Raw genomic sequence first — 20081 nt, 5'->3', positions numbered from 1 at the left:
CAAAATGCAAACAAGTAATTCTGATGATAAATTTAGGGATACGGATATAGCAGTTATTGGTATGTCGTGTCGGTTTCCGGGGGCAAAAAATGTTGCTCAATTCTGGGATAATTTAGTTAATGGAGTAGAGTCTATAACTCAACTTTCTCAAGAAAGTCTAGTAGCATCTGGTATACCTTCATCGCTATTTAGTAAAGATAATTATGTCAAATCTAGACCTGTTTTAGAAGATATAGAACTTTTTGATGCTGCCTTTTTTGGTTATAACCCAGCAGAAGCCGAGTTAATTGATCCGCAACAACGGATATTTTTAGAAACTGCTTGGGAAGCACTAGAAGATGCTGGTTATGTAACAGAGAATTATCAGGGATTAATTGGTGTTTATGCTGGGGGAATTTTTAATAATTATTCCCTGAGAAAAATCTCCAAAGAGGATAATATAGATGACCATGAGATGGGGAATTTATTACTAGCAAATGATAAAGATTATTTGCCTACAAAAGTTTGTTATAAATTAAATTTAAAAGGGCCAGGAATTAATATTCAAACTGCCTGTTCTACTTCATTAGTAGCGACTCATTTAGCCTGCCAAAGTTTACTTAATTATGAAATAGATATTGCCTTAGCGGGTGCAATTGCCATTAGTTTGCCACATAAAGCGGGTTATTTTTATCAAGAGGGTGGCATCCTTTCACCAAATGGTCACTGTCGAGCCTTTGATGCCAAAGCCCAGGGAACACTGTTTGGTAGTGGAGTTGGCATTGTAGTTTTAAAGCGGTTAGAAGAAGCCTTGAGAGATGGCGATCGCATTCATGCAGTGATTAAAGGCTCGGCTATTAATAATGATGGTTCATTAAAGGTCAGTTATACAGCACCTAGTGTAGAAGGACAGGCAGAGGTAATTGCAGAAGCCTTAGCGAATGCTGGGTTAAATCCAGAAACTATTAGTTATATTGAAGCTCACGGGACTGGGACTCCAATGGGAGATCCGATTGAAATTGCCGCTCTCACTAAAGCTTTTCGTGCTAGTACTCAAAATAAAGGTTACTGTGCCATTGGTTCAGTCAAAACTAATGTGGGACATCTGAATGCAGCGGCTGGGATAGCAGGTTTAATCAAAACCATCTTGGCACTCAAACATAAGATGATTCCCCCCAGTCTGCATTTTGAGCAACCTAATCCGCAAATTGATTTTGCCAATAGTCCCTTCTACGTCAATAGCAAACTATCAGCATGGAACACTCAGGATAGTCCTCGTCGCGCTGGTGTGAGTTCTTTTGGTGTTGGTGGTACGAATGCCCATATTGTTTTAGAAGAAGCTCCTGAACCAGCACAGTCTGGAAAATCACGCCCTTGGCAGTTGCTAGTTATCTCCGCTAAAACTGCTACAGCCGTTGATACAGCCACCGCTAATCTTGCTAAATATCTAGAACAGCATCAAGAACTCAACTTCGCTGATATTGCTTACACCCTGAGTATTGGTCGTCAAGCTTTTAGCGATCGCCGTATAGTAGTATCTCAAAACCTGGACGCAGCTGTCAAAGCTCTTAAATCACAAGATTCCTCCACAGTGTTCAGCCAATTTCAGGCATCTCAAGAACGGCCAGTTATCTTCATGTTTCCAGGTCCGGGTACGCAATATGTGAACATAACCAAAGAACTCTACCAAGTGGAACCCGCATTTCGTCAGCATATTGATATCTGCTGTGAACTGCTCCAACCTGATTTAGGAATTGATCTGCGTCAAGTTCTCTATTCTGAAAAACCCCCAGAAATAGCATTATTTGCAATTGAATATGCTTTAGCTCAATTATGGATATCTTGGGGAATACATCCTGTAGGCATGATTGGGTATGGGATGGGAGAATATGTAGCGGCGGCCTTAGCCGGAGTATTTTCCTTGAAAGACGCTTTAAAATTAGTCGCAAATAAAGAAAAAATCGCCGAAATTCACCTACAATCACCACAAATTCCCTACATCTCTAATTTGACGGGAACTTGGATTACTACCCAAGAAGCAACAGACCCCCATTACTGGTTGAAACATTTAGGGAAAGTTGAGAATTTTAACGCAGGTTTAGAAGAGTTATGCCAACAGCCGGGACAAATTTTGCTAGAGGTAGGGATAGGAAACACTTTAAGTACCTTAGCCAATCAGCATCCAACTAAATCTGCTCAACAGGTGGTGCTATCTTCAATAGGCGAAGATCAATCAGCAGTAGCATTTTTACTGAATACTTTAGGTCAATTGTGGTTAGCTGGGGCATCTGTAGACTGGTCAGGATTTTATGCTCATGAACGCCGTCAGCGTCTGCCTTTGCCTACTTATCCCTTTGAGCGTCAGCGTTATTGGATTGAACCGCAAACACCAATATCAAAGGTGAAAAAGTCGGATATTGCCGATTGGTTTTATTTACCTTTGTGGAAGCAATCGGTAATTTCAACCCAATATCAAGAACTAGCACCGCAGCAGTCTAGCTATTTAGTATTTTTGGATGAATGCGGCTTGGGTTGGCAATTAGTAGAACGACTACAACAGCAAGGTCACGATGTGATCACAGTCCAAGTGGGAACGGAATTTGAGAAGTTAAGCTCTTACTCTCTCAATCCTCAATCCTCTGATGATTATGATGCCCTAGTCCAACAACTCCTACTCAAACAGCAACTACCCCACACAATTGTCCATCTGTGCAATGTCACATTAGACCCAGAAGTAATTAATGAATGGCAAACCACAGGATTTAATAGTCTGTTATTTTTAGCCCAGGCATTGGGCAAACATCCTCTTATGGGTGAGTATCGGTTGGTGGTGATTTCTAATCACTTGCAATCAGTTGTTGGGGATGAAATTCTATCTCCCCAAAAATCAACTTTGCTAGGGCCTGTTCAGGTGATACCGCAAGAATACCCCAATTTTAATTGTTGCAGCATTGATATTGTCTTGCCTGTAGCTGGGACTTGGCAATATGAAAAACTCTTAGAAAATCTGCTGACTGAATTGAGAGTTGCATCATCTGAGCAATTAATTGCTTACCGTGGTGTTTCTCGCTGGGTGCAAACTTTTGAACCAGTCCGTTTAGAAAAAGCAAAAGATGAAACCCCACGATTACGGCCAGGGGGAGTTTATCTGATTACTGGTGGATTGGGTGGACTTGGACTAGTTTTAGCAGAGTATTTAGCTAAGACAGTGCAAGGAAAGTTGATACTTACAGGACGTTCAGCATTTCCCCAGCGCGACGAGTGGGAACAATGGTTAGCTAACCATGATCAGCAAAATCCCATCACCGCGACAATTCGCAAAATCCAGGAATTGGAAACATTTGGGGCGGAAATTTTGGTTGTTAACGCTGATGTAGCTTCATTAGCACAGATGAAAAAAGCGATCGCTTGCGGACAGCTACAATTCGGTACTATCAATGGTGTCATCCACGCTGCCGGTGTTCCTGGTGGTGGTGTGATGCAAATCAAATCCATTGAAGAAGCACATAAAATTCTATCTCCCAAAGTTACAGGGACATTAGTTTTAGAAAATATCTTCCAGGATGTGCAATTAGATTTCCTCGTTTTGTGTTCATCAATTGCTGCAATTAAAGGTATATTCGGGCAAGTAGATTATACGGCAGCCAACTCCTTTTTAGATGCTTTCGCTCGCCACAAAAATTCTAAAAATAGCACATTTACAGTTGCTATAAATTGGGATGCTTGGCAACAAGTTGGTATGGCAGCTAAAGCATCTCAGCAACTAGTTTCTACACAGACCTCAGCAGGATTATTACCTTCAGAAGGAATAGATGCTTTTGTGAGGATTCTTAGTAGTAAACTATCTCAAGTTGTAGTATCTAAAAATGATTTACATCAAACCGAACAACAACTGATTAATCATCAAGCAGAGAATTTTTTAGCCACCTTAGAACAAATTAATCTTTCCCAACCAGCACATCCGCGACCGCTTTTAAGTAGTGCTTATATTGCTCCTCGTCACGAGCATGAGCAAACCCTGATAAACATCTGGCAAGAAATACTTGGTGTCTCGCGGATAGGTATTAATGATAACTTTTTTGAATTAGGGGGAGACTCATTGTTAGCTGTGCGCTTTATTTCTCAAGTCCGAGAAAAACTGCGAATAGAGTTACCCATTAATAGTTTATTTGCAGCATCAACTGTAGCTGATTTAGCTAAATACTTTGAGCGAGAAACTGTGAGTGCGGGAATGAGCAGGATATGCCTACGTGAAGAGGGAGAATTATGAAAACTACTACTGAATTTTTAGCTTATCTGAAGAGTTTAGATATACAGCTTTGGGTCAACGGCGATAAACTCCACTACAGCACACCTACAGGAACATTAACACCCACTTTATTGGGGCAAATTAAAGAGTACAAACCAGAGATTATTAAACTTTTACAAAACACAACTCTGGATTCTAGTTATAGTACCGGGGCAATTGTGCCTGTTACCAGAGATACAGATATACCGTTGTCTTTTGCCCAGCAAAGATTGTGGTTAATAGAGCAAATTGCAGGTAACAGTGCTATTTACAACGAATCTGGGGTAGTAAAAATTAGCGGTTCTCTACAAATAGCAGTTTTGCAACAAAGCTTTGCAGAAATTGTACAGCGTCACGAAGTCTTGCGGACAAGCTTTAAAAATGTAGATGGGCAACCAATTCAGGAGATCGCACCCAATTTAAATATTACAGTACCCGTGGTCGATTGGCGATCGCTAACTAAAACCGAGCAGGAACTAGAGGTACAGCGTCTGATCGCAGAGGAAGCTAAACGACCTTTTGACCTCACCCAAGCGCCTTTATTACGAGTCACACTATTACAACTAGAAGAAACCGAATATCTACTGCAACTGACTATTCACCACATCCTTGCAGACTTTTGGGCTATTAATTTACTGTTAGACGAATTTACCCTGCTTTATCAAGCTTTTGCTCAAGGCAAAGCATCACCACTGCCTCCATTGCCAATTCAATACGCAGACTTTACAGTTTGGCAACGGCAGTATTTACAAACTGACTTATTAGAAACAGAACTTGCTTACTGGAAACAGCAGCTGCACAATGCCCCCAACTTACTGCAACTGCCCATAGAGCGATCGCGTCCACCTATTCAAACCTACCCTGGCAAGATACATAACTTCTCGCTGTCCAAAACATTAACTGAGTCCCTGAAAGCTACTAGTCGCAGTGTGGGAGCTACCTTGTTTATGACACTGCTGGCAACCTTCAAAACCTTACTCTACCGCTACACAGGTCAAGAAGATATCTTAGTTGGTTCTCCCATTGCTAACCGCAACCGTGCCGAAATTGAAAAACTAATTGGCATTTTTGCTAATACTTTAGTCTTGCGGACTTCTTTATCGGGTAATCCCAGTTTTCGGGAATTATTAATCAGAGTAAGAGAGGTGACATTAAATGCTTATACTCACCAAAATTTACCCTTTGAAAAGCTGGTAGAAGAATTACAATTACCAAGGGACTTGAGTTATTCTCAGTTGTTCCAAGTCATGTTTTCTTTTCTCAATGTGCCGCAAACCAGTTTAGAAATTCCCGGACTCACCCTAGAAATTCTCCCCACTCATAACCAGACATCCAGGTTTGATCTAACTTTAGAATTTGCAGAAACAGAATCAGGTTTAATAGGAGAAGTAGAATACAATACTGATTTGTTTGATGCCGCGACAATTAGCAGCATGGTTGGACATTTAGAAACATTATTAACAGCAGTAGCTGCCAATCCAGATCAGCGACTCTTAGAACTCCCAATACTCACCCCGAAAGAAGAAAATCAACTGTTAGTCGAGTGGAATCAAACTCAAGTAGATTATCCCCAACAAAGTTGTATTCATCAACTATTTGAACAACAAGTAGAACTCACACCAGATGCAATTGCTTTGGTCTTTGAAGATGAGCAATTAACCTATAGAGAACTCAATACCAAAGCCAATCAGTTAGCACATTATTTGCAAAAACTGGGTGTAAAACCAGAAACACTAGTCGGCATTTGTATAGAACGTTCCATTGAAATGATTGTGGGACTCTTAGGGATTCTCAAAGCCGGAGGAGCTTACGTTCCCTTAGATCCAGCCTATCCCCCAGAGCGTCTAGAATTCATGTTGGCAGATGCCCAAGTTCCCATTTTACTCACTCAAGCATCACTACTAACAACACTACCCACTCATTCAGCCCTGGTCGTTTGTCTGGATACAGACTGGGATAAAATCACCCTCCATAGTCCACAAAACCCCACCAGCAATGTCAAAATAGGAAATGCTGCTTATGTTATTTATACTTCTGGTTCAACAGGTCAACCTAAAGGGGTTTTAGTTAATCATAGTAACATCGTGCGTTTGTTTGCTGCCACGCAAGCTTGGTACAATTTTAATTCCCAAGATGTATGGACGCTGTTTCATTCCTATGCTTTTGATTTCTCAGTTTGGGAAATTTGGGGAGCTTTAATTTATGGTGGAAAACTGGTAGTTGTTCCTTATTTAGTTAGTCGCTCACCAGAAGAATTTTATCAACTATTGTGTGAAGAAAGGGTTACGGTACTCAACCAAACACCTTCGGCTTTTCGTCAATTAATTAAAGCTGAAGAGTCTTTAGGTATCAGTCCAGAATTGAATCTACGATTGGTAATATTTGGTGGAGAAGCTTTAGAATTACCAAGCTTAAAGCCGTGGTTTGATCAACATGGAGACCAATGGCCGCAATTAGTCAATATGTACGGAATTACAGAAACTACCGTTCATGTGACGTATCGTCCTCTAACTATGGTTGATTTAAACAATACAGCTAGTGTGATTGGTCGTCCTATTCCTGATTTACAAATATATTTACTTGACCAGCATTTTCAATTAGTACCTGTGGGAGTTCCTGGGGAAATATATGTTGGTGGTGCAGGGGTGACACGAGGATATTTAAACCGTCCAGATTTGACCAAAGAAAAGTTTATTCCCCATCCTTTTAGTCAAAAATTAGATAGTCGTCTTTATAAAACTGGTGATTTAGCTCGTTATTTATCTAATGGTGATATTGAATATCTTGGTCGTGTTGATTATCAAGTTAAACTTCGTGGCTTCCGAATAGAACTAGGGGAAATTGAATCAGTTCTTAGTCAACATCCAGATATCCGCGAAGTTGTGGTTATAGTTCACTCAGATCAAGCAGATTTTCAACGTTTAGTCGCATATCTAGTTCCCCGCTCAAAACAAGACTTAGCAATTTCCGAACTACGGCAATTTTTAGAGTTGCAACTGCCAGACTACATGATCCCAAATGTGTTTTTCACACTTGAGGCATTACCATTAACACCAAATGGCAAAGTTAACCGCAAAGCTTTACCAGCACCTGACCCAATCCAGTTATCCCCAAAAACTGATTTTGTCCCACCTTCATCTCCTGTGGAGGAGATACTTGCTGGCATTTGGGCAGATGTTCTCGGTCTAGAAAAAGTAGGGATTCACAATAATTTTTTCCAACTAGGTGGACATTCTTTAATTGCAACTCGCGTAATTTCTCGAATTCGGCAAGTCTTTTTACAAGAACTACCTTTGCGTCGTCTGTTTGAGTTACCAACAGTAGCCCAGTTAGCCAAAGAGATAAAAAAATCCTCAAAATCAGGCACAGGACTGGAAATACCATCGATAAAACCCCATTTCTGGACAGGCGAATTACCCTTGTCTTTTGCTCAACAGCGGTTATGGTTTCTCACTCAGTTAGAACCAGATAGTCCCTTTTACAACATACCTATTGCGGTGCGGTTACAAGGACAACTTAACTATGATGTGTTAGAGCAAAGTTTTCACACAATTGTGCAACGCCACAAAACCTTGCAGACTAATTTTCAAACAGTCGCAGGGCAACCAATAGCATTTATCTCACCCACAAGACCGATACAGTTAAACATTCTTGACTTGAGTGCATTACCCACCCAGCAACGAGAAACTGAAATTAAACAACTGGTTTTAGCAGAAGCACAATCTCCTTTTGACCTCAACCATGACTTCCTATTACGAGTAAAATTACTGAACGTTGGAGAAAAAGAACACATCTTATTGTTGACCATACACCATATTATTGCTGATGGCTGGTCAATTGGTGTCGTTATGCGTGAGGTGTCGCAGCTTTATACAGCTTTTTGTGCAGGTCAAACTCCGACTATGCCAGAATTACCTATCCAATATACAGACTTTGCTTCATGGCAACGACAATGGTTAAAGGGAGAAGTACTACAAGAGCAGATATTATACTGGCGTAAACATTTAGAAGCTTTACCCCCTAAATTAGAATTACCCACAGACCGCCCCAGACCTGCGGTGCAGACATTTCAGGGTGCTATTCATGCCTTTACTATTTCGCCAGAATTAACCATCGCTCTGAATATGTTAAGTCAACAAACAGGGAGTACCTTGTTTATGACTTTGCTGACGGCTTTTAAGGTGCTGCTGGGACGCTACACAAATAGTACAGATATCGTGGTGGGGACACCAATTGCTAACCGCAATCAAGGGGAGACAGAGCAATTAGTTGGCTTGTTTGTCAATACCCTGGTGTTAAGAACGGATTTATCTGGTGATCTCACTTTTAGGGAATTACTCGGTCGATTGCGAGAAGTCGCGCTGGGAGCCTATGCTCATCAGGATTTACCTTTTGAGCAGTTGGTTGAAGAACTTCAGCCACAACGGTCTTTGAGTCATACACCTCTGTTTCAAGTCATGTTTGTGCTGCAAAATGCACCTATGTCTGCATTAAAGTTGGCAGGGTTGACTGTTAGTGCTGTGGAAACTGAACTTGGCAGTGCTAAGTTCGATCTGACGCTGTATATGGAACAGGAGGATTCAGGACTGAGAGCTGCTTTTGAATACAATACTGATTTGTTTGATGCCTCAACAATTAGCAGAATGGCAGGGCATTTAGAAACATTACTCACAGCCATAACCGCCAATCCAGACCAGCGACTTTTAGAACTACCAATACTCACCCCGAAAGAAGAAAATCAACTGTTAGTCAAGTGGAATCAAACTCAAGTAGATTATCCCCAACAAAGTTGTATTCATCAACTATTTGAACAACAAGTAGAACTCACACCAGATGCAATTGCTTTGGTCTTTGAAAATGAGCAATTAACCTATAGAGAACTCAATACCAAAGCCAATCAATTAGCACATTATCTGCAAAAACTGGGTGTAAAACCAGAAACACTAGTCGGCATTTGTATAGAACGTTCCATTGAAATGGTTGTGGGACTCTTAGGGATTCTCAAAGCCGGAGGAGCTTACGTTCCCTTAGATCCAGCCTATCCCCCAGAGCGTATTGCCTTCATGTTGGCAGATGCCCAAGTTCCCATTTTACTCACCCAAACATCACTACTAGAAACACTACCCACTCATTCAGCCCAAGTTATTTGTCTAGATACAGATTGGGATAAAATCACCCTTTATAATCCCCAAAATCCCCAAAGTAGCGTTACTAGTGAAAACCTAATTTACGTCATCTACACCTCCGGTTCCACAGGCAACCCCAAGGGAGCAATGAACACCCACAAAGGGCTGTGTAATCGTTTATTGTGGATGCAAGACACCTATAAATTAACACCACAAGACCGAGTTTTACAAAAAACTCCTTTCAGTTTTGATGTTTCAGTTTGGGAATTTTTCTGGACATTAATCACCGGAGCAAAATTAGTAATTGCCCAACCAGGAGGACATCAAGATAGTGCTTATTTAGTTCAATTAATTGCCAGGGAGCAAATCACAACTGTACATTTTGTGCCGGCGATGCTGCAAGTGTTTTTAGAAGAGTCAGGTTTAGAAACTTGTCGTTGTCTAAAACGGGTGATTTGCAGTGGAGAAGCTTTACCTAAAACTTTACAAGACCGCTTTTTTGCCCTTCTGGATGCTGATTTACATAACTTGTATGGTCCGACGGAAGCAGCAATTGATGTGACTTTTTGGCAATGTCAGCCTCATAGCCAATTGCCATTTGTGCCTATTGGTCGCCCCATTAGCAATACCCAAATTTATATTCTCGATGGTCAAGGAAAACCTACTCCTGTGGGTGTACCTGGAGAATTACACATCGGTGGCGTTGGACTGGCTAGAGGTTATTTGAATCGTCCTGATTTGACCAACGAAAAGTTTATTCCCCATCCTTTTAGCCAAGAATTAGATAGTCGTCTTTATAAAACTGGTGATTTAGCTCGTTATTTATCTAATGGTGATATTGAATATCTTGGTCGTGTTGATTATCAAGTTAAACTCCGGGGCTTCCGAATAGAACTAGGGGAAATTGAATCAGTTCTTAGTCAACACCCAGATGTCCGGGAAGTGGTGGTTTTGGCAAGAGAGGATTTACCTGGTGAGAAGCGATTGGTTGGCTATGTGATCAGAAATGGGGAAGATCACAAAACAGGATATTTCCTTGGGGAACTGCGGAGCTTTTTAAAGGAAAAATTACCTGATTATATGGTTCCATCTGCTTTCGTGATTCTCGATGCTTTACCTCTGACAGCTAATGGTAAAGTAGATAGGCGATCGCTACCGGCTCCTGATGCGACAAGACCCGATTTGGCAACCGCTTTTATTCCCCCCCATAACTCTGTTGAGGAGGCACTAGCTGGTATTTGGAGTCATGTCCTCAGACGGGAACCAATAGGCATTCAAGACAATTTTTTTGAGCTAGGCGGTGATTCAATTCTCAGTCTGCAAATCATTTTTCTAGCCCATCGCGCAGGTTTACAGCTAACACCAAAACAGCTATTTCAACATCAGACTATTGCTGAATTAGCAACAGTAGTAGGGAAAAATCAATTAGTCCAACCTGAACAAGGTTTAGTTATCGGTACACATCCACACACTCCTATTCAGCAATGGTTTTTTGAGCAGGAATTTCTAGAACCGTACCATTGGAATCAAGCGGTATTGCTGGAGGTGCGACAACCTTTAAACACTATGTTGTTAGAGCAAGCTTTACAACATCTATTGGTACACCATGATGCTCTGCGTATGCGTTTTGAGCGTCTGGGTGATAGCTGGCGGCAGGTTAATGGTGATCTAAATGCAGATGTCCCGTTTACAAAGATAAAGTTGTCTACACTATCAGAAATTGAGGTGATCGCAACTCAATTACAAGCTAGTTTGAATCTATCACAAGGTTCCTTAGTCCGAGTTTGTTTATTTGATCTTGGTGCTAATCAGTCGAGTCGTCTACTGTTAGTCATTCACCACTTAGTTGTAGATGGTGTTTCCTGGCGGATTTTGCTGGAAGATTTACAAACAGTTTATGAGCAGTTGATTTTGGATCAAGTTGTTCATTTACCGCCGAAAACTACCTCATTTCAAGATTGGTCAAAACGATTAACAGATTACGCCCAGTCAGAAAAAATTAAGTCAGAATTAGATTATTGGCTGAGGGATGCCTACAGAAATATTTCTAAACTACCAGTGGATTATCTTGGTGGTGAAAATATTGAAGCATCAGTGAGTACGGTATCTATTTTCTTGACTGTAGAAGAAACTCAGCTACTGTTACAGGAAGTACCCCAAGCCTATAAAACTCAAATTAATGATGTACTGTTAACAGCTTTAGTACAGTCCTTTAGAAGATGGACGGGAACAGAATCACTGCTAGTGGAATTAGAGGGACATGGACGGGAAGCAATCTTTGATGATGTGGATTTGTCAAGGACTGTAGGATGGTTTACTAACCTATTTCCCATCTTGTTAGAACTCAAACAGACTTCTGATTTAGGGGAAGAATTGAAATCTATTAAAGAGCAATTACGGCGTATTCCCAATAGGGGTATTGGCTACGGTTTACTGCGTTATCTTAGCCAAGATGGAGAAATTAAAGCCCAATTGCGAGAAATGCCCCAAGCAGAGGTAGTTTTCAATTATTTGGGTCAGATAGACCAAGTATTTTCAAATTCGGCGCTATTTTTGCCAACAAAAGAATCCTGTGGATTGACTTACAGCTTAAAAGCAAGTCGTAGCCATGTTTTAGCCGTGAATGGGATTGTAGTTAATAGTCAACTGAGAATGGATTGGACATACAGTCAAAATATTCATAAAAAAACCACAGTGGAACAATTAGCACAATATTTTCTGGAAAGATTGCGATCGCTCATTGCCCATTGTCAATCTTCTCATATAGGTGGATTCACACCTTCTGATTTTCCCTTAGCACAGTTTGATCAAAAAGAATTAGATGCTGTATTGGCAATGGTGGAGTTTGAAGGAGGGGCTATAGGATGAGGGCAAAAAATATTGAAGATGTGTATCCTCTCTCCCCCATGCAACAGGGAATGCTGTTTCATAGCCTTTATGAACCAACATCCGGCACATATATCACTCAACTGATCTGCGACTTACATGGACAATTAAACATTTCAGCCTTTACTCAAGCTTGGCAGCAAACAATCAATCAGCATCCAGTTTTACGCACTGCTTTTGTCTGGGAAAACTTAGAAAAACCCTTGCAAGTCGTAGGTCAAAAAGTCAATGTTCCCTGGGAAGAACAAGATTGGCGAGGAATTCTACCCATTGAACAACAAGAACGACTAGATACTTTATTAGACACTGACCGAAAACGGGGTTTTGAACTATCCAAAGCGCCCCTAATGCGGCTAATTCTCATTCGTCTGACAGATACCAGTTACCATTTCGCCTGGAGTCATCACCATTTACTCCTAGATGGATGGTCTGTACCGATCATTTTTTTAGAAGTACTTGTCCACTATAAAGGACTTTGCCAGTGCGATCGCCCTATTCTCAAATCACCCCGCCCCTACCGCGACTACATTGCCTGGTTACAGCAACAAAACCTAACGGAAGCTCAAGTTTTTTGGCAAGAAAAACTAAAAGGTTTTACAGCCCCAACACCCTTGGGAGTAGACCAAATTACTCGAACACAAGAAGATATTCACGCTGAACAAACAATCCAACTATCACTAACAATCACAGCCGCATTACAATCTTTAGCACAGCAACAACATCTCACCCTTAATACTTTAATACAAGGGGCTTGGGCATTACTTCTAAAAAAATACAGTGGTCAAGAAGATGTCGTATTTGGCGCTACTGTTTCTGGTCGCCCTTCTACTTTAGAAAATGTAGAATCAATGGTCGGACTATTTATTAATACCCTACCGATGCGGGTAAAAATAGATGCCTTTGACTCCCTAATTCCTTGGCTTCAACTACTCCAAGAACAACAGGTGGAATCACGTCAATATGAATATAGTCCCCTAGTAGAAATTCACGGTTGGAGTCAAGTACCCAGGCATCTGCCCCTGTTTGAAAGTATTGTAGTGTTTGAAAACTACCCTATAGATGCTTCTTTACAGGAACAAATTACCGATTTAAACATTGTTAAAGTTCGCAGTTTTGAAAAAACCAATTTTCCTTTAACTTTATCTGCAATTCCTGGCTCAGAGTTAGTCTTGAAAATTGCCTATAAGTGTCAGCGTTTTGATCAGCCTACCATTACGCGAATGTTGGGGCATTTAGAAACATTACTCACAGCAATAGCCGCCAATCCAGACCAGCGACTTTTAGAACTGCCACTACTCACCCCAAAAGAAGAAAATCAACTGTTAGTCGAGTGGAATCAAACTCAAGTAGATTATCCCCAACAAAGTTGTATTCATCAACTATTTGAACAACAAGTAGAACTCACACCAGATGCAATTGCTGTAGTCTTTGAAAATGAGCAATTAACCTATAGAGAACTCAATACCAAAGCCAATCAGTTAGCACATTATCTGCAAAAACTGGGTGTAAAACCAGAAACACTAGTCGGCATTTGTATAGAACGTTCCCTTGAAATGGTTGTGGGACTCTTAGGGATTCTCAAAGCCGGAGGAGCTTACGTTCCCTTAGATCCAGCCTATCCCCCAGAGCGTATTGCCTTCATGTTGGCAGATGCCCAAGTTCCCATTTTACTCACCCAAACATCACTACTAGAAACACTACCCACTCATTCAGCCCAAGTTATTTGTCTAGATACAGATTGGGATAAAATCACCCTTTATAATCCCCAAAATCCCCAAAGTAGCGTTACTAGTGAAAACCTAATTTACGTCATCTACACCTCCGGTTCCACAGGCAAACCCAAGGGAGCAATGAACACCCATAAAGGGCTGTGTAATCGTTTATTGTGGATGCAAGACACCTATAACTTAACACCACAAGACCGAGTTTTACAAAAAACTCCTTTCAGTTTTGATGTTTCAGTTTGGGAATTTTTCTGGACATTAATCACCGGAGCAAAATTAGTAATTGCCCAACCAGGAGGACATCAAGATAGTGCTTATTTAGTTCAATTAATTGCCAGGGAGCAAATCACAACTGTACATTTTGTGCCGGCGATGCTGCAAGTGTTTTTAGAAGAGTCAGGTTTAGAAACTTGTCGTTTTCTGAAACGGGTAATTTGCAGTGGAGAAGCTTTACCTAAAACTTTACAAGACCGCTTTTTTGCCCTTCTGGATGCTGATTTACATAACTTGTATGGTCCGACGGAAGCAGCAATTGATGTGACTTTTTGGCAATGTCAGCCTCATAGCCAATTGCCATTTGTGCCTATTGGTCGCCCCATTAGCAATACCCAAATTTATATTCTCGATGGTCAAGGAAAACCTACTCCTGTGGGTGTACCTGGAGAATTACACATCGGTGGCGTTGGACTTGCTAGAGGTTATTTGAATCGTCCTGATTTGACCAACGAAAAGTTTATTCCCCATCCTTTTAGCCAAGAATTAGATAGTCGTCTTTATAAAACTGGTGATTTAGCTCGTTATTTATCTCATGGTGATATTGAATATCTTGGTCGTGTTGATTATCAAGTTAAACTCCGTGGCTTCCGAATAGAACTAGGGGAAATTGAATCAGTTATTAGTCAACATCCAGATATCCGCGAAGTTGTGGTTATAGTTCACTCAGATCAAGCAGATTTTCAACGTTTAGTCGCGTATCTAGTTCCCCGCTCAGAACAAAAATTGATAATTGCTGAATTGCGGCACTTTTTAGAGTTGAGACTGCCGGATTACATGATACCCAATGTGTTTGTCATACTTGAGGCATTACCATTAACACCAAATGGTAAAGTTAACCGCAAAGCTTTACCGATAGCCGATACATTCCTCAGAGATAGTGAAGTTGTTTTTGTTCCACCACGCACATCTATAGAAAAAACATTAGCTGCTATCTATGTTGATGTTTTAAAACTAGAAAAAGTCAGTATTCATGACAATTTCTTTGCTTTGGGAGGACATTCTTTGTTAGCAACCAAAGTTATTTCTCGGTTACGTGAAGCGTTTAATTTGGAGTTGCCCCTGCGGACTTTGTTTGAGCGACCAACTATAGCTGGTTTAGCAGAGCGGATAGAAACAATGCGTTTAGCTCTCACCCAAGTTTCGCGGTCTTCTTCTATTATCCAGCCAGGTCGAAAGGAAATTGAATTATGAAAACTATTGATGAATTTTTATCTTATCTTTATAGTTTGGATGTAACACTTTGGGTAGAAGATCAACGCCTACGTTGTAATGCTCCAGAGGAAGTATTGACACCAAACCTCAGCAGTCAGATTTCTGAACGCAAATCTGAAATTTTGGAGTTTCTCACTCAAACAAAACTAACTTTCAATTCACAAACTCAGTCTATTATTCCCATTTCTCGAACAAAAAATATTCCCTTATCTTTTGCCCAACAACGGCTTTGGTTCATTAACCAAATGGAACAAAATAGTTCCTTTTACAACATACCTGCTGCTGTGCGTTTGGTTGGTTTATTGAATTTACCCGCTTTTGAACAAAGCTGTAACGAAATCATCCGTCGTCATGAAGTTCTGCGTACTAATTTCCAGGCTTTAGACGGTCAGCCATTCCAGGTATTTCACCCATTTTCTCCCAGGGTGCTACCAGTTGTAAATCTGCGAGATTTGAGTCAAGAAGAGCGAGAAATGGAAGTTTTACATTTAGCTCGTGAGGAAGCTCAAAAACCTTTTAATTTGGCTCAAGATCCACTACTGCGAATTACCATTTTGTGTCTAGATGAGGATGAGTATGTAGTGCTGTTGACTATGCACCACATTATCTCTGATGCCTGGTCTATAGGGGTTTTCCTGGGGGAATTAAAGAATTTGTATACAGCTTTCTGTAAAGCAAAACCCTCACCGCTTCCAGAATTATCTATCCAATATGCTGACTTTGCCTCATGGCAGCGTCAGTGGTTACAGGGTGATGTACTATCGGCTCAACTTACTTACTGGAGGCAACAACTTGGTGGTAATTTACCCATATTACAATTGCCTACAGACCGTCCTCGTCCCAGAGTTCAGACTTTCCGAGGTGCAAGTAAATCTTTTTGTTTGTCTTTTGAACTGACTGAGACGCTGAAGGTGCTGAGTCAAACGAAAGAAGTTACTCTTTTTATGACTCTACTAACGGTATTTAAAGTCTTACTTTATCGTTACACTTCTCAAGTAGATTTATTAGTTGGTTCACCTATTGCTAACCGGAATCGGGTGGAGATTGAAGGATTGATTGGCTTTTTTGTCAATACTTTGGTGTTGCGTACCGACCTTTCTGGCAACCCAACTTTTTGGGAATTACTCGGTCGGGTGCGACAGGTAACTTGGGAAGCTTACGATCATCAAGATTTGCCTTTTGAAAAATTGATAGAGGAGTTGCAACCTGAGCGGGATTTGAGCTACAGTCCTTTGTTTCAGACGATGTTTGTGTTACAAAATACGCCTGGTCTAGATATTATACTTCCCGATTTAACTATTACTCCCCTAGCCCAAACAAACTCTACTGCTAAGTTAGATTTAATTCTAGATATGCGTGAAACTTCCACAGGATTGGTGGGGGTATTAGAATACAACACAGATTTGTTTGATGATGTAACTATTTCCCGCATGGTGGAGCATTTTCAAACTTTGGTTTTGGGTATCGTTAATCATCCAGAACAGCGAATTGGGGAATTACCTTTATTGACGATATCTGAACAGCATCAGTTGTTGGTGGAGTGGAATGATACCCAAACCGATTATCCCCCAGATTTGTGTTTCCATGAGTTATTTGCAGCCCAAGTTGCACAAACTCCAGATGCAGTTGCCGTAGTTTTTGGGGATCAATATTTAACCTATCTTCAGTTAAATCAACGGGCTAATCAACTGGCACAATACTTGCAAAAGCTGGGTGTAGTACCTGAGACTATTGTGGGAATTTGTGTAGAGCGATCGCTAGATATGATCGTAGCATTATTGGGCATCCTCAAAGCTGGTGGGGCTTATCTACCCTTAGATCCTGCATACCCCCAAGAACGTTTGGCTTTTATGTTGTCAGATTCCCAAATCCCGATTTTATTGACAACTCAGAATTTAGTTACAAGACTACCTGATTATTCAGGACAAATAATTTCCTTAGATGTAAACTGGGAAAAAATTAGTCAATACAGTGATGAAAACCCAATAAGTGGCGTAACAACCAAAAACCTAGCTTATCTAATTTACACCTCTGGTTCTACGGGAAATCCCAAGGGTGTGTTAGTTAATCATGAGGGATTGGTAAACTTAACCCAAGACAAAATTCGTACTTGTCGTGTCAAACCTGATAGTCGCGTCCTCCAGTTTTTCTCCTTCAGTTTTGATGCTTCTATCCCCGAAATAGTTATGGCACTTGGTTCTGGTGCAGCCCTCCACTTGGCAACGCCAGAGGAGTTACAGCCAGGAATACCTTTAATGCGGTTATTGCGTGAACAAGCTATCACCCATATCACCATACTTCCATCAGTACTAGCAGCCTTAACGCCTGAAGATTTACCGGCATTGCAAATGGTGTTAGTCGGAGGAGAAGCGCCTTCTGTAGAAATGATTGAACAATGGTCAAAGGAGCGACTATTTATTAACGCCTATGGCCCCACTGAAACGACGGTAAACGCCAGTATGGTGGAATGTGGTAATGGGGGGCAAATATCGCCTACTATTCGTCCTGCTGCCAATAAGCAGTTATATATTTTAGATAGCCAGCATCAACTTGTGCCTGTGGGAGTTGTGGGTGAAGTATACATTGGTGGAGTTGGTTTGGCGCGTGGTTATCTCAACCTTCCCGAAAAAACTGCGGAAGCTTTTATTTCTAACCCTTTTAATCATCAGCCAGGCAGCCGTCTTTACAAAACTGGGGATTTAGGTTGTTATCTCAAAGATGGTAACATCAAGCTTCTTGGTCGTATCGATCATCAAGTTAAAATTCGTGGTTTTCGCATTGAATTGGGAGAGGTTGAAGTGTTGCTTTCCCAACATCCAGCAGTCCGAGAAACTGTGGTTGTAGTTCAGGATCATCTTGGTGAAAAACGTCTGGTGGCTTATGTTGTTCCTGAGTCAGAAACTATTCCTAATACTAGTGATTTACGCCGCTTCATTGAAAAAACTTTGCCCAAGTATATGGTTCCTGCGGTTTTTGTAATCTTGTCAGGCTTACCATTGAATCCTAATGGTAAAGTAGACCGTCGAGCTTTACCAGTACCTGAGATGATTCGACCTGAGTTAGATGCAGTTTATGTTGCTCCTCGTAACCCAATAGAGTCGATTTTGGCTGAAATTTTTGCTCAGGTGCTGCGGGTTGAACAGGTGGGGGTTGATGATGATTTCTTTGAGTTGGGAGGACATTCATTACTGGCAACACAATTAATTGCTCGGTTGTTCAAGACTTTTCAGGTGGAGTTAACGGTGATAGATCTGTTTGAAGTGCCGACTGTTGCAGGTTTGGCTGAACGGATCGAAAATATCCAAATTAGGGGAATTGTACCTGAAAATAATGATGAAATTTTAGCATTGCTGAGGGCTGATGCTGTTTTAGATTCGACAATTTATCCTCCAACTGTAGTCACCCAAAACTGTGAAGTTAATTCTATTTTATTAACTGGAGCAACTGGTTTTTTGGGAGCTTTTTTACTGCACGAACTTCTGCAACAAACATCGGCGGTTATTTACTGTTTGGTGAGAGAAAAAGATAGTGATTCAGCTAGGCAAAAGCTACAAAAATGCTTGGAGTCTTATTTACTTGGGGATGAAGATTATAGTCATAGAGTTATTCCTGTGCTTGGAGATTTATCTCAGGCTTTTTTGGGTGTTGGTGAAGCAGAGTTTCAAAAGATGGCTGAGTGCATTGATGTAATTTATCATAATGGCGCTTGGGTAAATCATGCTTCTCCTTACTCGTTACTGAAAACTACCAATGTTTTTGGAACTCAAGAAGTTCTGCGGTTAGCTTGTGAGGTGAAAACGAAACCTGTACATTTCATGTCTGCTACCAGCGTTTTCTCTGCGGTGGGTGATTCTGGTGTGAAAGTAGTCCGAGAAGAGGATAATATTGATGATGGTCAATTGCCATTGGGTGGTTATAACCAAAGTAAATGGGTTGCCGAAAAATTAGTGACTGAAGCTGGTTTGCGGGGTCTTCCTGTTTGTATTTATCGACTAGGACGCATATCAGGACACAGCCAAACAGGTGTGTTTAATGTCAATGACTTTTTGTACAGGTTAATTATCGGTTGTGTGCAGTTAGGGAGTATTCCAGATCAGGGAATGATGCTGGATATCATGCCGGTAGATTATACCAGTCAGGCGATTGTTCACCTATCAAAGCAATCAGCGTCCTGGAATCAGGCTTTTCACTTCGTTCATCCTCAACCTGTTTGTTCAAGTGTACTATTTGAAAAAATGCGATCGCTTGGATACTCTATTCAGCAAGTTTGTTACGACCAATGGCATACGCAACTACTGAATATAGCCGAAAATTCACCTGAACACGCTTTATATCCCTTGGTTTCACTTTTTCCCAGCAGATTCTCTCCAGCAAAAACCACGGATAATACAGTTTTAAAATTTGATTGTCAAAATACACTCAATGGACTTACAGGTACATCTATTACCTGTCCACCTATTGATGAAAGGTTGCTAAATACCTACATTTCCTATCTCATTGATCATGGTTTTCTCGCTTCTATATCGGTTCATTAGAATTTAAATATTTTTTGTCTCATGCTCCAGATGCAGCGAGAAATCAATTGTTTGT

At 40.9% G+C, this 20081-nt stretch carries 4 protein-coding genes; all 4 read left to right on the top strand.

Features of this window, described 5'->3' with window-relative positions:
- The first annotated feature begins 4 nt into the window (after window positions 1–4).
- From ACOWPH_RS21325 to ACOWPH_RS21310, 4 genes are read left to right on the top strand one after another with little or no spacing between them, the layout of a single operon-like run.
- Window positions 5–4249: a type I polyketide synthase gene (locus ACOWPH_RS21325; RefSeq protein ID WP_015217387.1), complete on the top strand. Its 4245-nt coding sequence runs from the start codon at window positions 5–7 to the stop codon at window positions 4247–4249.
- Window positions 4246–12261, top strand: a complete 8016-nt coding sequence (locus tag ACOWPH_RS21320) for a non-ribosomal peptide synthetase (RefSeq protein WP_015217386.1) — start codon at window positions 4246–4248, stop codon at window positions 12259–12261. The genes ACOWPH_RS21325 and ACOWPH_RS21320 overlap by 4 nt, the downstream gene beginning before the upstream one ends.
- Window positions 12258–15470, top strand: a complete 3213-nt coding sequence (locus ACOWPH_RS21315; protein WP_015217385.1) for a non-ribosomal peptide synthetase — start codon at window positions 12258–12260, stop codon at window positions 15468–15470. Before ACOWPH_RS21320 ends, ACOWPH_RS21315 begins: the two co-directional genes overlap by 4 nt.
- Complete coding sequence (locus ACOWPH_RS21310; protein ID WP_015217384.1) at window positions 15467–20026, top strand: non-ribosomal peptide synthetase; 4560 nt, start codon at window positions 15467–15469, stop codon at window positions 20024–20026. The genes ACOWPH_RS21315 and ACOWPH_RS21310 overlap by 4 nt, the downstream gene beginning before the upstream one ends.
- The last annotated feature ends 55 nt before the right edge of the window (window positions 20027–20081 follow it).

Origin of the sequence: Anabaena sp. PCC 7938, assembly GCF_049315035.1 — a bacterium.
GTDB classification, from domain to species: domain Bacteria; phylum Cyanobacteriota; class Cyanobacteriia; order Cyanobacteriales; family Nostocaceae; genus Anabaena; species Anabaena cylindrica.
This window is presented reverse-complemented; position numbering and strand designations above follow the sequence as displayed.

Coding starts and splice junctions, on each gene's coding strand:
- ACOWPH_RS21320 (WP_015217386.1), top strand. CDS start 4,246: ATGAAAACTACTACTGAATTTTTAGCTTATCTGAAGAGTTTAGATATA.
- ACOWPH_RS21325 (WP_015217387.1), top strand. CDS start 5: ATGCAAACAAGTAATTCTGATGATAAATTTAGGGATACGGATATAGCA.
- ACOWPH_RS21315 (WP_015217385.1), top strand. CDS start 12,258: ATGAGGGCAAAAAATATTGAAGATGTGTATCCTCTCTCCCCCATGCAA.
- ACOWPH_RS21310 (WP_015217384.1), top strand. CDS start 15,467: ATGAAAACTATTGATGAATTTTTATCTTATCTTTATAGTTTGGATGTA.